Consider the following 15,006-nt stretch of genomic DNA (forward strand, 5'->3'; position numbering starts at 1 on the left):
GAGCCGCTTTGTTTCAGCTTGGAGAAGGCTGTGAGGCAGAGTGGACGACCGATAGGACCACTGCGGACGGATGCTCCGGGTCATGGATGATTTCCCGGCGTCCACCACGGAGAGTGATGGCAGCGCCGAGTGGTTCACCGGTGCCCGGGTTACGCGCGTACCGGGGATGGGCCCCGCCGGAGACCTGCAACCGCAACCGGTGCCCGGGTGCGAAGCGGTGGGCAGCCGGCCACATCTCCACCGGCACGGCGACCGCGCCGGTGGCGTCCGGCCGGAACCGTTGCGGGTCGACGCGTACCAGCCCGTCGCACACGTTCCAGGAACGGCCCCGCCGGTCCACGTCGCACAGTCGCACGAAGACGTCCAGGTGGGCCAGCTCGCTCCGCAGGTGGATCTCCGCCCGCACTGGACCGATCACCTCGACCGCGTGCGTCAGCGGGTCGGTGGTCCAGGTCAGCACGTCGGGACGGGCCTCGACCGGACGGTTGTCGAACGGCCCGGCGCGCTGGGCCACCAGCAGCGGGCCGCCCAGCGAGGGGGTCGGGTCGGCCGGGTCGTACCAGAAGCCGTCCGGCGCTGACGGCACCGGCGCCGAGGTGCGCAGCGCGAAGCCCGGGTGCAGGTGCCACCGGACGGTCCGAGCCGGTGGTGGCCAGTCGGGCAGGTCACGCCAGCCGCCACCAGCACCGCCCAGGTGCACCCGCACCGGCGCGCCGCCACCGGTGCCCCGGCCGGCAGTGCTGTCCCGGCCGTCGGCGCTGTTTCGACCGTCGCCTACCGGGTCGGCGGTGCGGTCGTTCAGGTGCTCGTCGAGCCAGCCCAACCCCTCGCGCAGCGCGGCCACGAACAGGCCGGGACTGCCGTGGGTCCACGGCCCCACCACCAGCCTCGGCCGGGCGCCGGTGGCGCGCAGGGCCGCGTAGTCGCGCAACTGGGCGGGCAGGAAGATGTCGTGCCACCCGCTGACCATCGCCACCGGGGCCCGCACCCGATCGAGACGGTCGTCGAAGACCCGGGTACGCCAGTAGTCGGCCTGCGGGGTGTGGTGCTCCAGCCACTGCTGAAAGAACGGCACGGTGACCCCGGTGGCGATCCGGTCCGCCTCGACCAGCGGCAGGTGCGCCAGGGCGGCGGCCAGCCGGGGTTGGCCGCGTTTGAGCTCCCACTGCCGGGCCAGCCACGGCACGGTCTGCGCCTGGAGCAGCTCCACCCAGGTCAGCACCGTGTCCAGGGCGAACGACTCACCCGCGTAGGTGGAGTCGCGGGTGGTCGAGGCGGTGGCCACGGCGACCATCGCCCGCAGCTCCGGACCCGCGTCGGCGGCCAGCGCCCACTGCACGAAACCCTGATAGCTCGCGCCGAACATGCCGAACGCACCGCGCCACCAGGGCTGCCGGCGCAACCAGTCGAGGGTGTCCAGCCCGTCGTCGCGCTCGTGCACGAACGGGTCGAAGGACCCGCCGGAGCCGAAGGTGCCCCGGCAGGACTGGATGACCACGTGGAATCCACGCTCGGCGGCGAGCCGGCAGAGCAGCCGCATCGGCCCGCCCCGCCCGTACGGGGTACGGATCAGCACGGTGGCCGCGTCCACCAGGTCGGGGCGGTAGTGGTCGGTGCGCAGGATCACCCCGTCGCGGGCCCGCACCGGGATGTCCCGGGTGACGGTGACCCGACGGGTACGCCCCGGCGGCAGTCGCAGCGCGGCCCCGGCGAGCGCCGACGTCAGCCGATCCCACATCGGCTCAGTCCGCCCGGCGTCGGGGCGACTCGGGCCGGGCGCCGCGGACCGTGTCCCGGTGTTCCCGCAGCGACGCGCCCATGGCCGAGATGAAGCGGTACACCACCTCCAGCTCGTCGTCGCGAAAGCCGCTCATCACCCGGTCGGTGCGCTCGCCCAGCGGCCGGAAGAAGTCCATCGCCAGCGCGGCGCCCCGGTCGGCGTAGCGCAGCAGGATCTTGCGCCGGTCGGTGGGATCGCGGTCCCGCCGGATGTGCCCGCCCCGTTCCAGCCGGTCGATCAGGGCGGTGACCGATCCGGAGGAGATGCCGAGGTGTTCGCCGAGCCGCCCGGGAGTGATCGGCGCATCGGCCAGCTCGGCGTCCATCACCGCGATCAGCGCCTGCAGGTCGGTGACGTTGAGGCCGTGCTGCCCGGCGAAGGCGTGACCCACGTGCTGGGCGTCCACGCCGTAGCGGCGCAGCTCCGCGGTGATCTCGGCGATCAGCAGGTCCCGGCGGGTATCCCGCCGCCGGTACATCCCCTGAGCCGCCACGTCGCGTCGCTTCCCCTCCCGAACGTCCGCGTCGGAGCATACCCAGCCGGACGTTCCCCACCGTTGTCGAGATTCTCACCCCGCCAGTAGTTGCCACATCTATCTTGATGGGTAAAACTCTCGACTGTCTAGATATCTGGCTGTCGAGAGACCTGTTTCGAGGGGCCCTTACGGATGTCCGTGTTAACCCGCGTCGCGCGCAGCCGCCGCGCAGCCTGGCTCACCGTTCTGCTGACGGTCGTCTTCGGCGCGATCGTCTTCGCCCTGCCCACCCCCGACAACCCGGCACCGGTCTCCGCCACCGGGCTGTCCGAGAGCTGGGAGTCGACCCAGGTCGAGCTACTCCAGGACGAACTACCCCAGAGCGACGTCGCCGCCGCCGTGGTCGTGGTCAGCCGCGACGACGACGCCCCGCTGACCGACGCCGACCGGGCCGCGATCACCGACGGCACCACCGGGCTCAGCGAGTTCGCCGTCGGCGGCCAGGTCGTCCCGCCCCAGGTCTCCCCCGACGGCACGGTCGCCCTGGTCGTCGTGCCGATGTCCACCGCCGGCGGCCAGGACGTGGTCACCGCACAGGTGGCCGAGCTGCGCGAGTCGCTCACCGCGCTGCCCGGGGAGCTGACCGTCGAGGTCACCGGCGGGCCCGCCTTCACCGCCGACCTCACCAAGGTCTTCGAGGGCGCCGACCTCACCCTGCTGGCCTTCACCGCCGCCGTCGTCGCGGTCCTGCTGCTGGTCACCTACCGCAGCCCACTGCTCTGGCTGGTTCCGCTGACCATCGTGGCTTCCACCGAACAGATCACCCTGCGCGCCCTGGACACCATCATCCCGGCGGTCGGCATCAACTTCGCCGGTGGCGCCGTCACCGGCATCGCCAGCGTCCTCGTCTTCGGTGCCGCCACCAACTACGCCCTGCTGCTCATCGCCCGCTACCGCGAGGAACTACGCCGCGAGGAGGACCGCTTCGTCGCGATGCGCAAGGCCCTGCGCCGCACCGCCGAACCGATCCTGGCCAGCGGCGGCACCGTCATGCTCGGCGTACTCACGCTGCTGCTCAGCGAACGGGAACTCAACCGTGCCCTCGCCGTGGCCTGCGCCACCGGCATCCTGCTCGCGATGGCCTCGGCGCTGCTGGTGCTGCCCGCCGCCCTGGTGCTCGGCGGCCGCCGCCTGTTCTGGCCGCTGGTGCCCGAGGTCGGCAGCGTCGGCCGCGAGGGCCGGATCTGGGGCCGCCTCGGCGCCGCCGTGATCCGCCGCCCGGTGCCCGTCGCGGCACTGGCCACCCTGCTGCTGGCCGCGCTCGCCCTGGGCGGGCTGGGCCTGCGCACCGGCCTCTCCGAGACCGAGCAGTTCCGGGTCGAGCCGGAGGCGGTGGCCGGCGCGCAGACTCTCGGCCGCGCCTTCCCCGCCGGCACCACCCAACCCGTCGCCGTGATGACCAACCCGGGCGCCGTACCGGCCGTCACCCAGGCCGCCACCACCGTCGACGGGGTCGCCTCCGCCCGACCCGGCCCCGCCGGAGACGCCGTCGCCCAGATCGACGTCGTCCTCGACGCCGAACCCGGCACCGCCGCCGCGAACCGCACCCTGGCCGCGCTGCGCGACGCCGTCGCCGCGGTACCCGACTCGGCGCCACCGGCCCCGGCCGGCGTCGACGACGTCCCCGGCGCCCTGGTGGGCGGCAGCCTCGCCGGCGACTACGACTCCGCCGCCGCCGACAACCGGGACCTACGGGTGATCCTGCCGCTGATCCTGCTGCTGGTCGGCGCCGTGCTCGTCCTCCTGCTGCGCGGCATCATCGCGCCGGTGCTGCTGGTGGTCACCGTGGTCGCCTCGTACTTCGCCAGCCTCGGCGGCGCGTGGCTGCTCTTCGACCACGTCCTGGGCTTCCCGGCACTGGACACCACGGTCCCGCTGCTGGCCTTCGTCTTCCTCGTCGCACTCGGCGTGGACTACAACATCTTCCTGGTCACCCGGGCCCGGGAGGACGCCCGCGCCACCGGCACCCGCGAGGGCATGCTCTCCGCGCTCCGGGCCACCGGCGGCGTCATCACCAGCGCCGGCATCCTGCTCGCCGCCGTCTTCGCGCTACTCGGCGTCCTGCCACTGATCACGCTGACCCAGATCGGCATCATCGTCTGCCTCGGCGTCCTGCTGGACACCCTGCTCGTCCGCACGGTCGTCGTGCCGGCGCTGGCGTTCCTGCTCGGCGAGAAGTTCTGGTGGCCCGGCCGGATCACCCGCGATCAAAACCCCAGGCAGACGCACTCCGACATGAGCGCCCGCACGTTGCGCACGTAACCCGGATTGGGGATGGCCAACGGCTCTCCCGGCCGGGCCACCGCCCCGTGACCGAAGTTGTACGCGGCGATCACCGCGTTGAGCAGACAGGAGTCCAGTACGCCCGAGGTGCACAGGCTCGCGTCCAGCCGGTAGTCGGCGTCGAAGTACATGTCGCCGATGTACTTGGTGAGCCACGCCAGATAGGTGCCGCCGAGGTAGGCGTTGTCCCGGTAGTCCCACACGTCGTAGCTCTGCCCGAACCGCTGGTTCATCCAGGTCGCGGTGTCCGGCATCACCTGCATCAGGCCGATGCCCTCGTCGCAGGCGACGATGTTGGACTGCCACCCGCTCTCCTGCCAGGCGGTCGCCTTGATCAGGTTCAGCGGGACGCGGATGTCCGGCGCGGAGGTCGGCCAGTAGGTCCGGCCTGCCGCGTCGGTCAGCGCCGCCTTGGCCTGCGCCCGGCTGGCCTGCTCGCCCTTGTACGTGGGCCGACAGCCACTGGGCGCGGGCTTCGGCGGCTTCGGCGGCACGTTGGTCTCCGTCGGCGGCTTCGGCACCGCCCGGGGTGCCGGGGCGCTCCGTCGCGGCGTCGGCCGCACGCTCGCCGTCGGCGACGGCGCGGCAGCGGACCGGGGCGCGGCCCCCATCGACTGGACCGCCTTCGGCGTGGGACTGGCCTCGTCCGGCTCCTCCGACTCGGTGGCCGGCGTCGGCTCCGCCGCCTCCGTCGGCAACGCGACCGGCGCGGGCACCTCCGTCGCGGGAGCGTCCACTCTGGCGCAACCTGCCCCGGTCGCCAACAACACTCCGGCGAGCAGCGCGACGCCCAGCCTGGTGACGCTCCGTCCCATGTCGACCCCCTTCGGCAGTGACGAGCCCGCCGCACCCTAACAGCCACAGGTCGTGATTCGGGGCCCGCACATCCACCCCGCCCAGGTCAACCCCCCTCTCGGCTACACCGCCGAGCCGTAGCCCGGATCGCCCCGCGACCCGGCGGTCACCGCCCGGTCCCGAGTGGCCCACGCCACCATGAACACCGCCGGCCACGCCGCGCCCAGCAACACCGCGCCCACCGTCCCGCTGGCCGTGCTCATCCCCAGATAGAGCCGCGCCCCGCCGATGGCGACCACCCCGACCGCCGCGACCGTCCAGGCCGCCACCGCCAACGGCCACCGCGCCCCCCGCGACAGCAACCAGGCCAGCGTGCACAGACTGGCGGTGACCACCACGTTCTGCGTGGAGAACAGCACCGTCCGACCTCCGGCGGCCAGGTCGGCCACCACCGCCAGCACCACCAACGGCACGAACGCGCCGACCGTGCCGACCACACTGAGCAGGTCCGCCTGCCACGGCCGGTGCCGCCACGCCTGCACCAGCGCCACCACCGCGACCACCACGATCAGCGACGAGCCGCGCAGCACCGACACCGCCGCCTGCGTCGCCTCCACCGCATCCGGCGTACGCCGGGCCGCGAACCATCCCGCGATCGCCCCGTCCACCAGCGCGAGACCGCTGTGCCGGACCACCGTCCGCAACGTCCAGGCGATGAGCAGACCGACCACGAACAGCAGCACCACCCCGGCCGCCAGGTTCGCCAGCAACGCCCACGCCGGACCGAGCCGCAGACTGAGCAGGAAGAACAGCAGCCCGTACCGGGCCGACAACCACCGCAGCGGCGGCAGCCGCGCGGCCCGGGTCAACAACGCCCGCGCCGGGTCCGGATTACGCCCCAGCCACCGCCCGACCAGCACCACCGCGAGCAGGGCCGCGATCAGCACCAGCACCGCGCCGGTGGCCCGCCCGAGCAGCCGCGACACCGTCTCGTACGACTCGCCCGCCAGGTGCCCGACCAGCACCGACCCGCCCACCCAGGTCGCCACCCCGGCCAGGTTCCACGGCGCGAACCGGCGGTACGGCATGCCCGCCGCACCCGCCAGCCGGGGCACCAGCGTCCGGGCGAACGCCACCCAGCGGGCGGTCAGCACACCCCGCCCGCCCATCCGGCCGAGCATCGCGTCCGCCCGCGCCCACCGCTGCGGTCCCACCCGCGCACCCCACCGGCTCGCCCGCAACCGGGGCCCGTAGCGCCGCCCGGCGCGGAACGCCACCGCGTCGCCCGTCGCCGCCGCGACGATCATCACCGCCAGCGCCGGACCGAGCCGCAACGTTCCCGTGTACGTGAGGAAGCCCACCAACAGCAGCGTGGCCTCACCGGGCGCGACCAACCCGACGAGCAACGCCGTCTCGGCCGCGACCACCAGGGCCGCCACCACGTAGATCAGACCCGGTGGCAGGCTCTGCACCGAGTTCAGCAGGTCGTGCACGGCGCCCCCGGATCACCTCGGCAGGACTGCCCTGCAAGTGTGACAGTGCTCTCCGTCACCGCGCGGCCCCACTCTCCGGTGACCCCGACGCCACGCGGCTACCGACCAGGCGGGAGGATGGAGCTCATGCAGCTGCGCACCGACCTTCGCAACGTCGCCATCATCGCTCACGTCGACCACGGCAAGACCACCCTGGTCGATGCCATGTTGCGGCAGGCCGGCGCCTATGGCGCCCGGGGCGAGGTGACCGAGCGGGTGATGGACTCGATGGACCTCGAACGCGAGAAGGGCATCACCATCCTCGCCAAGAACACCGGCGTGCGCTACCTGCCGGCGGACGGCTCCGACCCGGTCACCATCAACATCATCGACACCCCCGGCCACGCCGACTTCGGCGGCGAGGTCGAGCGCGGCCTGACCATGGTCGACGGCGTGGTGCTGCTGGTCGACGCCAGCGAGGGCCCGCTGCCGCAGACCCGGTTCGTGCTCCGCAAGGCCCTCAAGGCCCGGATGCCGATCATCCTCGTGATCAACAAGGTGGACCGACCCGACGCCCGGATCAAAGAGGTCGTCGACGACACCTACGAGCTCTTCCTCGACCTCGACGCCGACGAGGAGCAGATCGACTTCCCGATCGTCTACGCCTGCGCCCGCGACGGCATCGCCTCGCTGACCCAGCCCGCCGACGGCTCCGTGCCCCAGGACAGCCAGAGCCTGGAGCCGCTGTTCCGCACCCTGCTGGACACCATCCCGCCGCCCGCGTACGACGAGCAGGCCCCGCTGCAGGCCCACGTCACCAACCTCGACGCCTCCCCGTTCCTCGGCCGCCTCGCGCTGTGCCGGGTCCGGCAGGGCACCATCGCCAAGGGCCAGAGCGTGGCCTGGTGCCGCACCGACGGCAGCACCCAGCGGGTCCGCATCTCCGAGCTGCTGATGACCGAGGGCCTGGAGCGCAAGCCCGCCGACTCGGCCGGCCCGGGCGACATCATCGCCGTCGCCGGCATCCCCGAGATCATGATCGGCGAGACCCTCGCCGACGCGGAGAACCCTCAGCCGCTGCCGCTGATCACCGTCGACGAGCCGGCCATCTCGATGACCATCGGCACCAACAACTCGCCGCTGGTCGGCCGGGTCAAGGGCGCCAAGGTCACCGCCCGCATGGTCAAGGACCGGCTGGACAAGGAACTCGTCGGCAACGTGTCGCTGCGGGTCCTGCCCACCGAGCGCCCGGACGCCTGGGAGGTGCAGGGCCGGGGCGAGCTGGCGCTGGCGATCCTGGTCGAGCAGATGCGCCGCGAGTCCTTCGAACTGACCGTCGGCAAGCCGCAGGTGGTCACCCGCGAGATCGACGGCCGCACCTGCGAGCCGGTGGAGCGGCTCACCATCGACTCGCCCGACGAGTACCTCGGCGCGATCACCCAACTCCTGGCCACCCGCAAGGGCCGGATGGAGCAACTGGTCAACCACGGCACCGGCTGGATCCGGATGGAGTGGCTGGTCCCGGCGCGCGGCCTGATCGGCTTCCGCACCGAGTTCCTCACCGAGACCCGCGGCACCGGCATCCTGCACCACGTCTTCGAGTCGTACGAGCCGTGGTTCGGCGAGCTGCGGACCCGCAACAACGGCTCGCTGGTCGCCGACCGGTCAGGCACGGTCACCGCCTTCGCGATGACCAACCTCCAGGAACGCGGCCAGCTCTTCGTCGAGCCCACCACCGAGGTGTACGAGGGCATGATCGTCGGGGAGAACTCCCGCTCCGACGACATGGACGTCAACATCACCAAGGAGAAGAAGCTCACCAACATGCGCTCCTCCACGGCCGACGAGACCGAGAAGCTGATCCCGCCGCGCAAGCTGTCGCTGGAGCAGGCCCTCGAGTTCTGCCGCGAGGACGAGTGCGTCGAGGTCACCCCCGCCGCCGTACGCATCCGCAAGGTCGTGCTCGACCAGACCCAGCGGGCGCGCACCGCCGCCCGCCGCAAGCACGCCGGCTGACCCCTGCCATGTCCGCCGACGACCTCGACGCGCGGCTGGACCGGGAACCCGGCACGATCTCGGTGTACGCGGGGCGGCTCGACGCCCCGCCCACCTGGACCCGACACGCCGAGGCCACCCACTACGCGGCGAGCACCATGAAACTCGCGGTGCTCGCCGCGCTGCACCGCACCGCCGAGGCCGGACGGCTCGACCTGGACACCCCGGTGCCGGTCCGCAACCGGTTCACCTCCGCCCTCCCGGACGCACCCGCGTACTCCTGCGTCCGGGAGTACGACAACGACCAGGACGTCTGGCACCGGCTCGGGCGGGAGGAGCCACTGCGCTGGCTCGCCGAACGGATGATCGTCCGGTCCAGCAACCTCGCCACCAACCTGGTCCTCGAACACGTCGGCCGACCCGCCGTCGCCGAGGTCTGGGCGGCGGCCGGCGCCCGGCACAGCGTCACCGCCCGGGGCATCGAGGACCTCGCCGCCCGCGACGCGGGCATCACCAACCTGGTCACCGCCGCCGACCTGGCCGCCCTGCTGCGCGCCGTCGCCGTCGGGGCCACCCGCCCCGGACCGATCGCCGCACCCGCCGCCTGCACCGCGATGCTCGACGTGCTCTGCGCCCAGCAGGTCCGCCAGGACATCGCCGAGGGCCTGCCCGCCGGCACCCGGCTCGCCCACAAGAACGGCTGGGTACGCGGCGTACGCCACGGCGCCGCAGTGGTCTTCCCCACCGACGCCGACCCGTACCTGCTGGCGGTGTGCACCACCACCCCGCTGACCGCGCAGCAGCCCAGCGGCCCGGCCGACACGCACGCCCGCCGGCTGGTCGCCGACATCTCCGCCCGGCTGTGGCGCGACCGCCACCACCTCACTCCAGCAGGTTCGCCCGCAACGCCGCCACCGTCTCGTCGGTGACCCCCAGCCCGTCCCGCAGGTACGCGTCGAACGACCCGTGCACCCGCCGCACCTGCGCGTACCCGGCGTCCAGATACTCCGGGCGGACCTCCAGCACCGGACGCACCGCCGCGTCGTCCCACCCCGGATGCCGCCGCCGCATCGCCTCGATCAGCACCTCGCGCAGGCTCTCGGTCAACTCGTTGTTGGCCAGGTAGTCGGCCCGGATAGCGGCCTCGTCCACACCCAGGGCGTGCAGCAACACCGCGGTCAGCCAACCGGTGCGGTCCTTGCCCGCCGAGCAGTGGTACACCAGCGGCAGGTTCGGCGACTCGGCCGCCAGCCGCACCGCCGCGCCGAAGCCCGCCCGGGCCGACTCCCCGGTCACGAACCAGCGATAGATGTCCGCCATCGCCGCCGGTGTCCCCTGCCGCGCCAGGTCCGCGTACCCGTCCAGGTCGTGCCCGAGCAGCACCGCCGAGACATAGGTGAAGACCGGATGGGCCGGGTCGTGCACCGGCAGGTGCACCACGGTCGGCGCGCCGACCAACCGGTCCGGCGGGGCCACCGACACCTCCGAGCGGTCCCGCAGGTCCACCACGCACGCCGGACCGAGCCCGGCCAGCACCGTCAGGTCCTCGTCGGTCAGCCGACCCAGCGCCGGGGTACGGATCAGCCGCCCCGGTCGTACCCGCCGTCCCCGCGCACCGACCAGACCACCCAGGTCCCGCGCGTTGGGCGCGCCCACGAGCCGCCAGTCCCGTTCCAGGCCCACGTTCTCACCTTCCCCTCGCCGTACACCGCGCCCACCAGGGTGCCCGATCCGACGATCACCACCACACGCCCGGTGCAGGTAGGAGTGACCGCGCCACCCGGAGTAAAGATGCGGACTGAGGATTGTCGACCGTCGAGAACTTTCCTATCGTCCGGACCCAGGGGTGCAACCGGCCGGGGGTGGGTGTGCGACACGGTGCCGAAGCGGTGGTCCGGGTCGCCGTCGCCACCCTCTGGCGATCTCCCGACGAGGTGCGGGCGGTCGACGCCCCGGCACTCGGCGCACCGGCCGAGGTCGGGGCGTGGATCGCCGGCCTGGACGCCGGTCGGCAGGTCGACTCCTGCGTGCTGAGCCAACTCCTGCTCGGCGAGCGGGTGCTGGTCACCGAGATCCGGCCGGACGGCTGGGCGCACGTGGTGGCGCTCGAACAACCCTCGGCGCGGCTCGACCCGCGCGGCTACCCGGGCTGGTTGTCCGCCGCCCAACTCGCCCCGGCCACCGCCGCCGAGCGTGGCACGCCGGTGGTCGTCGACGCCCGGGTCACCGCACTGCGCACCGGCCCGAGCGGACACGTCGTGCTTCCCGGCGTCGTGCTCGGCACCCGACTGGCCGCCGCCGGTGCGGCCGTCGACAACTGGCGCCCGGTGCACGCCCCCGGGTACGCCGACCCGCTGTGGCTGCCGGCGGCGCACCTGGCGACCGCGCCGACCGCGCCGCCCGACGTCGCGCAGGTAGCCGCTCTGGCGGCACGACTCGTCGACGTCGGCTACCTGTGGGGCGGCCTGTCCGCGTACGGGATCGACTGCTCGGGTCTGGTGCACCTGGCCTGGCGACGGCTCGGAGTGCGACTCCCCCGCGACGCCGCCGACCAGGCCGTCGCCACCCACCCGGTGGCGCTCGGCGCCGAACGGCCGGGCGACCTGTACACCTTCGCCCGACCCGGCGAGCGGATCCATCACATCGGCATCGTCACCGCCGCTCCCCGGCGACACGACGAGCGGCGGATGCTGCACGCCTGTTTCCGGCACCGCCGGGTGGTGGAGGAACGGCTGCCCGAGGAGCGCACCGCCACTCTCGTCGGCGCGCACCGCATCTGAGCCGCCCGTCAGGGTGACTCAGCACTCTCTCGCTATAGCTTCCTAGGAGGCTAGGTGTCGTGGATGGCCGGGAGCAGCGGATCGGCCAGGGACCACCCGGCCGCCAGCAACGCGTCGCAGGCGGCCACCGCCGTGGCCAGCCGCTCGGCGTGCGAGCCCCGCAACGCCACCGTCGGCACCCCGCACCCGGCCAACTCGGTGCGGAACCGCTCGGTCATCCAGGCCCGCAGGTGCTCGCCGTCGCGCAGGCCGTCGTCGTCGAAGGGCACGCCCTCGTGGTCGGTCAGCAGATACTGCGCCGGACGCCGGGCCGCCGCCCGCACCGCCGGTGAGGTCGAGCCCAGATACCGCTCCTCCCAGACCGCCGTCGCCCGGGCGTCCGTGTCGCAGAACAGCAGCGGGCCGCTGACCCGGGCCGCCGCGTCCTCGGCCGCCTGCTGACCACGGACCACCTCGACGAAGTCGTCCCGGTCCCAGGTCACGTCGAAGACCGTCGCCGAGGGCTCCCGCCGACGCAGTCGCGTCAGCTTGCGGGCGGTCACCTCGCGGCCGTACTCGGGGACCCACACCGTGCCGTAGTGCGCGGCCAGGGCCTGCGCCATCGTCGTGGTGCCGCTCGACTCGGCGCCCACCACCACGACCCGGCGGACGAACCAGGCCCGCACCGCCGGACTCAACCACCGCCAGTGCGCCACCGGGTCGGCCCGGACCGCCGTGCCGGAGACCGGCACCGCACGCCGATCCGGGTCCACGCAGACCGCCACCGCGTCGAAGCGACGGGCCAGCTCCGCGCCGTACTCCTCGGAGGAGAAGACCGCGTCCACCGGCTCGGGCCCGACCGCCTCCCGGAACACCGCGCAGTGCGCGTCCCACACCGCCGGATCGGCGTAGTCGACCGGATGGTCGTCGTAGCGACCCACCACCCGCACCCGGCCGCTGCCCGCGTGCGCCTCCCGCAACCAGGCGACCCGCTCGGCGAGCGGAATCGACTCCCGCCGCGACGGCGCGACCACCACGGTCACCGTCGCGCAACGGGCCGCCGCCGCCTCGATCAGCGCGTGATGCCCGGCATGCGGCGGATAGAACTTCCCGACCACCATGCCGTGCCGGAACCGGGACGCGGCCCCGGACGAGGTGGTCGCCGGGTCGGTCCCGCCGCTCACGCGACCACCGGCGCCGGACCGGGCGGCACCGGCGCGGGCGACTCCCGCCGCCGCAGATCCGACCGCCACGCCCGCAGACCCACCACGCAGAGACCGAGGAAGATCACGTACAGCACGGCGGTCAGCCAGAGTCCCTTGTACCCGTACAGCGGGATGTAGATCAGGTCGGCGGCGATCCACAGCCACCAGCTCTCCACCAGCTTGCGGGTCTGCCCGTACGTGGCCAGCAGCGACAGCGCGGTGGTGAGCGCGTCCGGCAGCGGCACGGTCGAGTCGGTGGCCCGGTCCAGCAGCAGCCAGATCGCACCGGTGAGCAGCACCCCGGCCACGCCGAGCCCCAGCCACTCCCGCCGTCCGGTGCGGGTCACGGTGAGCCGGCTGCGCCGCTCGCCGCCGTAGAGCCAGTGCCACCACCCGTAGCAGCCGAGAGCCACGTAGACCAGTTGCAGGCTCGCGTCGGCGTACAGGCCGGCGGTCCAGAACAGCAGCCCGAGCAGCAGCACGTTGGCGATGCCGATCGCCCAGTTGGCGATGTGCTGTCGGGCGATCAGCCAGACGTTCAGCACACCGGTGCCGAAGCCCAGCAGCTCCGCCCAGCTGATGCCCGCCCCGGCGACGCTGAACGCCGTGCTGGTGAGCCAGTCGATCACAGGTCCTCCCGGTCCTTCGCGGGCTCACCCTAGAGCGCCGACCGGCGGCGGAACAGACCCCTGCGGCCACCTCGACCCCGCCGCCGTGCGAGGCTGCTGACATGGTGCTTGAAGTCGCGCTGATCGACGTGATTCCCGGGCAGGAGGACGAGTTCGCCGCCGCGTACCGCACGGCGCACCCGGTCCTTGCCGACACGCCCGGCTGCCGGTCGGTCCGGATGACCCGGGGTGTCGAGTCCCCCACCCGGTTCGTGCTGCTGGTCGAGTGGGACTCGGTCGAGGCGCACGAGGTCAACTTCCGGCAGACCGACCGCTTCGCGCAGTGGCGCGGGCTGATCGGCCCGTACTTCGCCGGTCCGCCGCTCGTCGAGCACTTCGTCGACGTACCCGCCTGACGACACCTGCGGCTGCCGGGCTGCCGCCTGGGAAGTGTCGTACCCCTCGTCTATCGTGCCCGCGACGCGCGGTCGCCGGTCCCGACGGGCTCGGGGGCGCGCCGGGCCCGACGGCCGCGCGTCCCCACCCGATCACCCGCATCCTGCGTGCGCGTCCTGTCAGGGGCGCGTCAGCCGGCGAGGCGCTCCGCGTCGCGCCCCACCGCCGGGACCTCCTCGACGGGTGGCGGCGCGGCGTCATCGACGGGATCGGCGGGCCGGGGGATCTCCGGCCGCTCGACCTGCCGGGCCAGCACCGTCGCGGTCTCCGTGGCCGGCAGCGCCACCCCGGACAGCCAGTCGATCATCCGTTCGTAGCGCGCGATGTCGGCCTCGGCGGCCAACCGCAGGTCGGTGGTGAGCGTCTCCAGCATCACCGTGCGGGGATCCGCCGGGTCGGGAAAGACATACCAGGAGAACCCGGCCAGCGGGTGCACACCGTGGTGCGGCGCGGCGTCGGCGGGCACCAGCCGGATGGTGACGTGCGGCAGCTCGGTCAACGCCACCAGGTGCCACACCTGCTCCCGCCAGACGTCCACCGGCGTGCCGGCGGGGGCGCAGACCCGCTCGTCCAGCAGGGCCGTGTAGTGCGGCGGATCGTCCCGACGCAGCACCTGCTGCCGCAGCCCACGAGCCCGCACCTCGGCCTCCAGGTCCAGCTCGGGAGCGATCAGCGCCGCGGCGGTCAGCCGCAGCCGGGCGTACGCCGGGGTCTGCAACAACCCGGGCAGCACAGCAGGCTGGTACTCGACGATGCCGGCCGCACCCGCCTCCAACTCCGCGTACGCGCGTTGCCGCTCCCCCATCTCACCCAGCGCCCGGGACCAGCCACGACCGGCCGCCGCGTCCCGAGCGATGACGATCAACGCCTCGCGCTGCGGTGCCGGCACCTGATAGACGTCGAGCAGGTCGAGCACGTCGGCCAGGTCCGGCCGGCTCTGACCCAGCTCGATGCGGGACAACTTCGACGTGGACGCCCACCCGAGCTGGCCACAGACCTGCTCCAAGGTGAGCGACTCACCGCGGCGTAGCTGGCGCAACTCTGCACCGAGCCGTACCCGGCGGATGACAGGACTTGCTGACAACGGCATCCCGGCCTCCCCACCGTCGGAGAGTACG

13 protein-coding genes are annotated in these 15,006 nt (G+C 73.1%); 5 read left to right on the forward strand and 8 right to left on the reverse strand.

Annotation, left to right across the window (positions count from 1 at the left end; all coding sequences use genetic code 11):
* Positions 1-13: 13 nt before the first annotated feature.
* On the reverse strand, positions 14-1,738 hold the full coding sequence (locus ACWDVW_RS10335; protein WP_449946634.1) for a CocE/NonD family hydrolase: 1,725 nt from the start codon (positions 1,736-1,738) through the stop codon (positions 14-16).
* 4 nt (positions 1,739-1,742) lie between these two features.
* Positions 1,743-2,258, reverse strand: coding sequence for a MarR family winged helix-turn-helix transcriptional regulator (locus ACWDVW_RS10340; RefSeq protein WP_449946805.1), 516 nt, complete (start codon positions 2,256-2,258; stop codon positions 1,743-1,745).
* Between the two features lie 189 nt (positions 2,259-2,447).
* Between ACWDVW_RS10340 and ACWDVW_RS10345 the strand changes: the two genes are divergently transcribed.
* Entirely contained in the window at positions 2,448-4,577 is a 2,130-nt protein-coding gene (locus ACWDVW_RS10345; RefSeq protein WP_449946636.1) for an MMPL family transporter, read from the forward strand.
* Here the strand turns inward: ACWDVW_RS10345 and ACWDVW_RS10350 are convergent.
* Both ACWDVW_RS10350 and ACWDVW_RS10355 read right to left on the reverse strand, forming a co-directional pair.
* Positions 4,523-5,413 (reverse strand): transglycosylase SLT domain-containing protein, encoded by an 891-nt coding sequence (locus ACWDVW_RS10350; RefSeq protein WP_449946637.1) that lies wholly within the window; start codon positions 5,411-5,413, stop codon positions 4,523-4,525. The two genes, ACWDVW_RS10345 and ACWDVW_RS10350, sit on opposite strands and share 55 nt — an antisense overlap.
* Positions 5,414-5,515: 102 nt before the next feature.
* On the reverse strand, positions 5,516-6,886 hold the full coding sequence (locus tag ACWDVW_RS10355) for a DedA family protein (protein WP_449946639.1): 1,371 nt from the start codon (positions 6,884-6,886) through the stop codon (positions 5,516-5,518).
* A gap of 126 nt (positions 6,887-7,012) precedes the next feature.
* Between ACWDVW_RS10355 and typA the strand changes: the two genes are divergently transcribed.
* Both typA and ACWDVW_RS10365 read left to right on the forward strand, forming a co-directional pair.
* Positions 7,013-8,881 carry a translational GTPase TypA gene (gene typA / locus ACWDVW_RS10360; RefSeq protein WP_449946641.1) on the forward strand — a complete coding sequence of 623 codons (1,869 nt, stop codon included), beginning with the start codon at positions 7,013-7,015 and terminating at the stop codon, positions 8,879-8,881.
* 8 nt (positions 8,882-8,889) lie between these two features.
* Positions 8,890-9,789 (forward strand): serine hydrolase, encoded by a 900-nt coding sequence (locus ACWDVW_RS10365; RefSeq protein WP_449946642.1) that lies wholly within the window; start codon positions 8,890-8,892, stop codon positions 9,787-9,789.
* Here ACWDVW_RS10365 and ACWDVW_RS10370 read toward each other — a convergent pair.
* The gene (locus tag ACWDVW_RS10370; RefSeq protein WP_449946806.1) at positions 9,743-10,537 is read right to left on the reverse strand and encodes a tyrosine-protein phosphatase; all 795 of its coding nucleotides are present in this window, start codon (positions 10,535-10,537) and stop codon (positions 9,743-9,745) included. The genes ACWDVW_RS10365 and ACWDVW_RS10370 overlap by 47 nt on opposite strands.
* A gap of 185 nt (positions 10,538-10,722) precedes the next feature.
* On the opposite strand from ACWDVW_RS10370, the gene ACWDVW_RS10375 reads away from it, so the two are divergent.
* Positions 10,723-11,640, forward strand: coding sequence for a C40 family peptidase (locus tag ACWDVW_RS10375; protein ID WP_449946644.1), 918 nt, complete (start codon positions 10,723-10,725; stop codon positions 11,638-11,640).
* Between the two features lie 50 nt (positions 11,641-11,690).
* Here the strand turns inward: ACWDVW_RS10375 and ACWDVW_RS10380 are convergent, their stop codons facing one another.
* Both ACWDVW_RS10380 and pnuC read right to left on the reverse strand, forming a co-directional pair.
* A complete protein-coding gene (locus ACWDVW_RS10380) occupies positions 11,691-12,803 on the reverse strand; it encodes an AAA family ATPase (protein ID WP_449946646.1) in 1,113 nt (370 codons plus the stop codon).
* Positions 12,800-13,453, reverse strand: a complete 654-nt coding sequence (gene pnuC / locus ACWDVW_RS10385) for a nicotinamide riboside transporter PnuC (RefSeq protein ID WP_449946648.1) — start codon at positions 13,451-13,453, stop codon at positions 12,800-12,802. The genes ACWDVW_RS10380 and pnuC overlap by 4 nt, the downstream gene beginning before the upstream one ends.
* Positions 13,454-13,554: 101 nt before the next feature.
* Here pnuC and ACWDVW_RS10390 point away from each other — a divergent pair, with 101 nt between their 5' ends.
* On the forward strand, positions 13,555-13,848 hold the full coding sequence (locus ACWDVW_RS10390) for an antibiotic biosynthesis monooxygenase family protein (protein ID WP_350696498.1): 294 nt from the start codon (positions 13,555-13,557) through the stop codon (positions 13,846-13,848).
* A 170-nt stretch (positions 13,849-14,018) separates the two neighbouring features.
* Here ACWDVW_RS10390 and ACWDVW_RS10395 read toward each other — a convergent pair whose 3' ends face one another.
* A complete protein-coding gene (locus ACWDVW_RS10395; protein ID WP_449946650.1) occupies positions 14,019-14,978 on the reverse strand; it encodes a helix-turn-helix domain-containing protein in 960 nt (319 codons plus the stop codon).
* Positions 14,979-15,006: the final 28 nt, after the last annotated feature.

The sequence above is a fragment of the Micromonospora sp. NPDC003241 genome, from assembly GCF_053589795.1.

Bases quoted from the DNA above. Each gene is read 5' to 3' on its own strand.
- ACWDVW_RS10335 (WP_449946634.1), bottom strand. From the start codon at position 1,738: ATGTGGGATCGGCTGACGTCGGCGCTCGCCGGGGCCGCGCTGCGACTG.
- ACWDVW_RS10340 (WP_449946805.1), bottom strand. From the start codon at position 2,258: ATGTACCGGCGGCGGGATACCCGCCGGGACCTGCTGATCGCCGAGATC.
- ACWDVW_RS10345 (WP_449946636.1), top strand. From the start codon at position 2,448: ATGTCCGTGTTAACCCGCGTCGCGCGCAGCCGCCGCGCAGCCTGGCTC.
- ACWDVW_RS10350 (WP_449946637.1), bottom strand. From the start codon at position 5,413: ATGGGACGGAGCGTCACCAGGCTGGGCGTCGCGCTGCTCGCCGGAGTG.
- typA (WP_449946641.1), top strand. From the start codon at position 7,013: ATGCAGCTGCGCACCGACCTTCGCAACGTCGCCATCATCGCTCACGTC.
- ACWDVW_RS10365 (WP_449946642.1), top strand. From the start codon at position 8,890: ATGTCCGCCGACGACCTCGACGCGCGGCTGGACCGGGAACCCGGCACG.
- ACWDVW_RS10390 (WP_350696498.1), top strand. From the start codon at position 13,555: ATGGTGCTTGAAGTCGCGCTGATCGACGTGATTCCCGGGCAGGAGGAC.
- ACWDVW_RS10395 (WP_449946650.1), bottom strand. From the start codon at position 14,978: ATGCCGTTGTCAGCAAGTCCTGTCATCCGCCGGGTACGGCTCGGTGCA.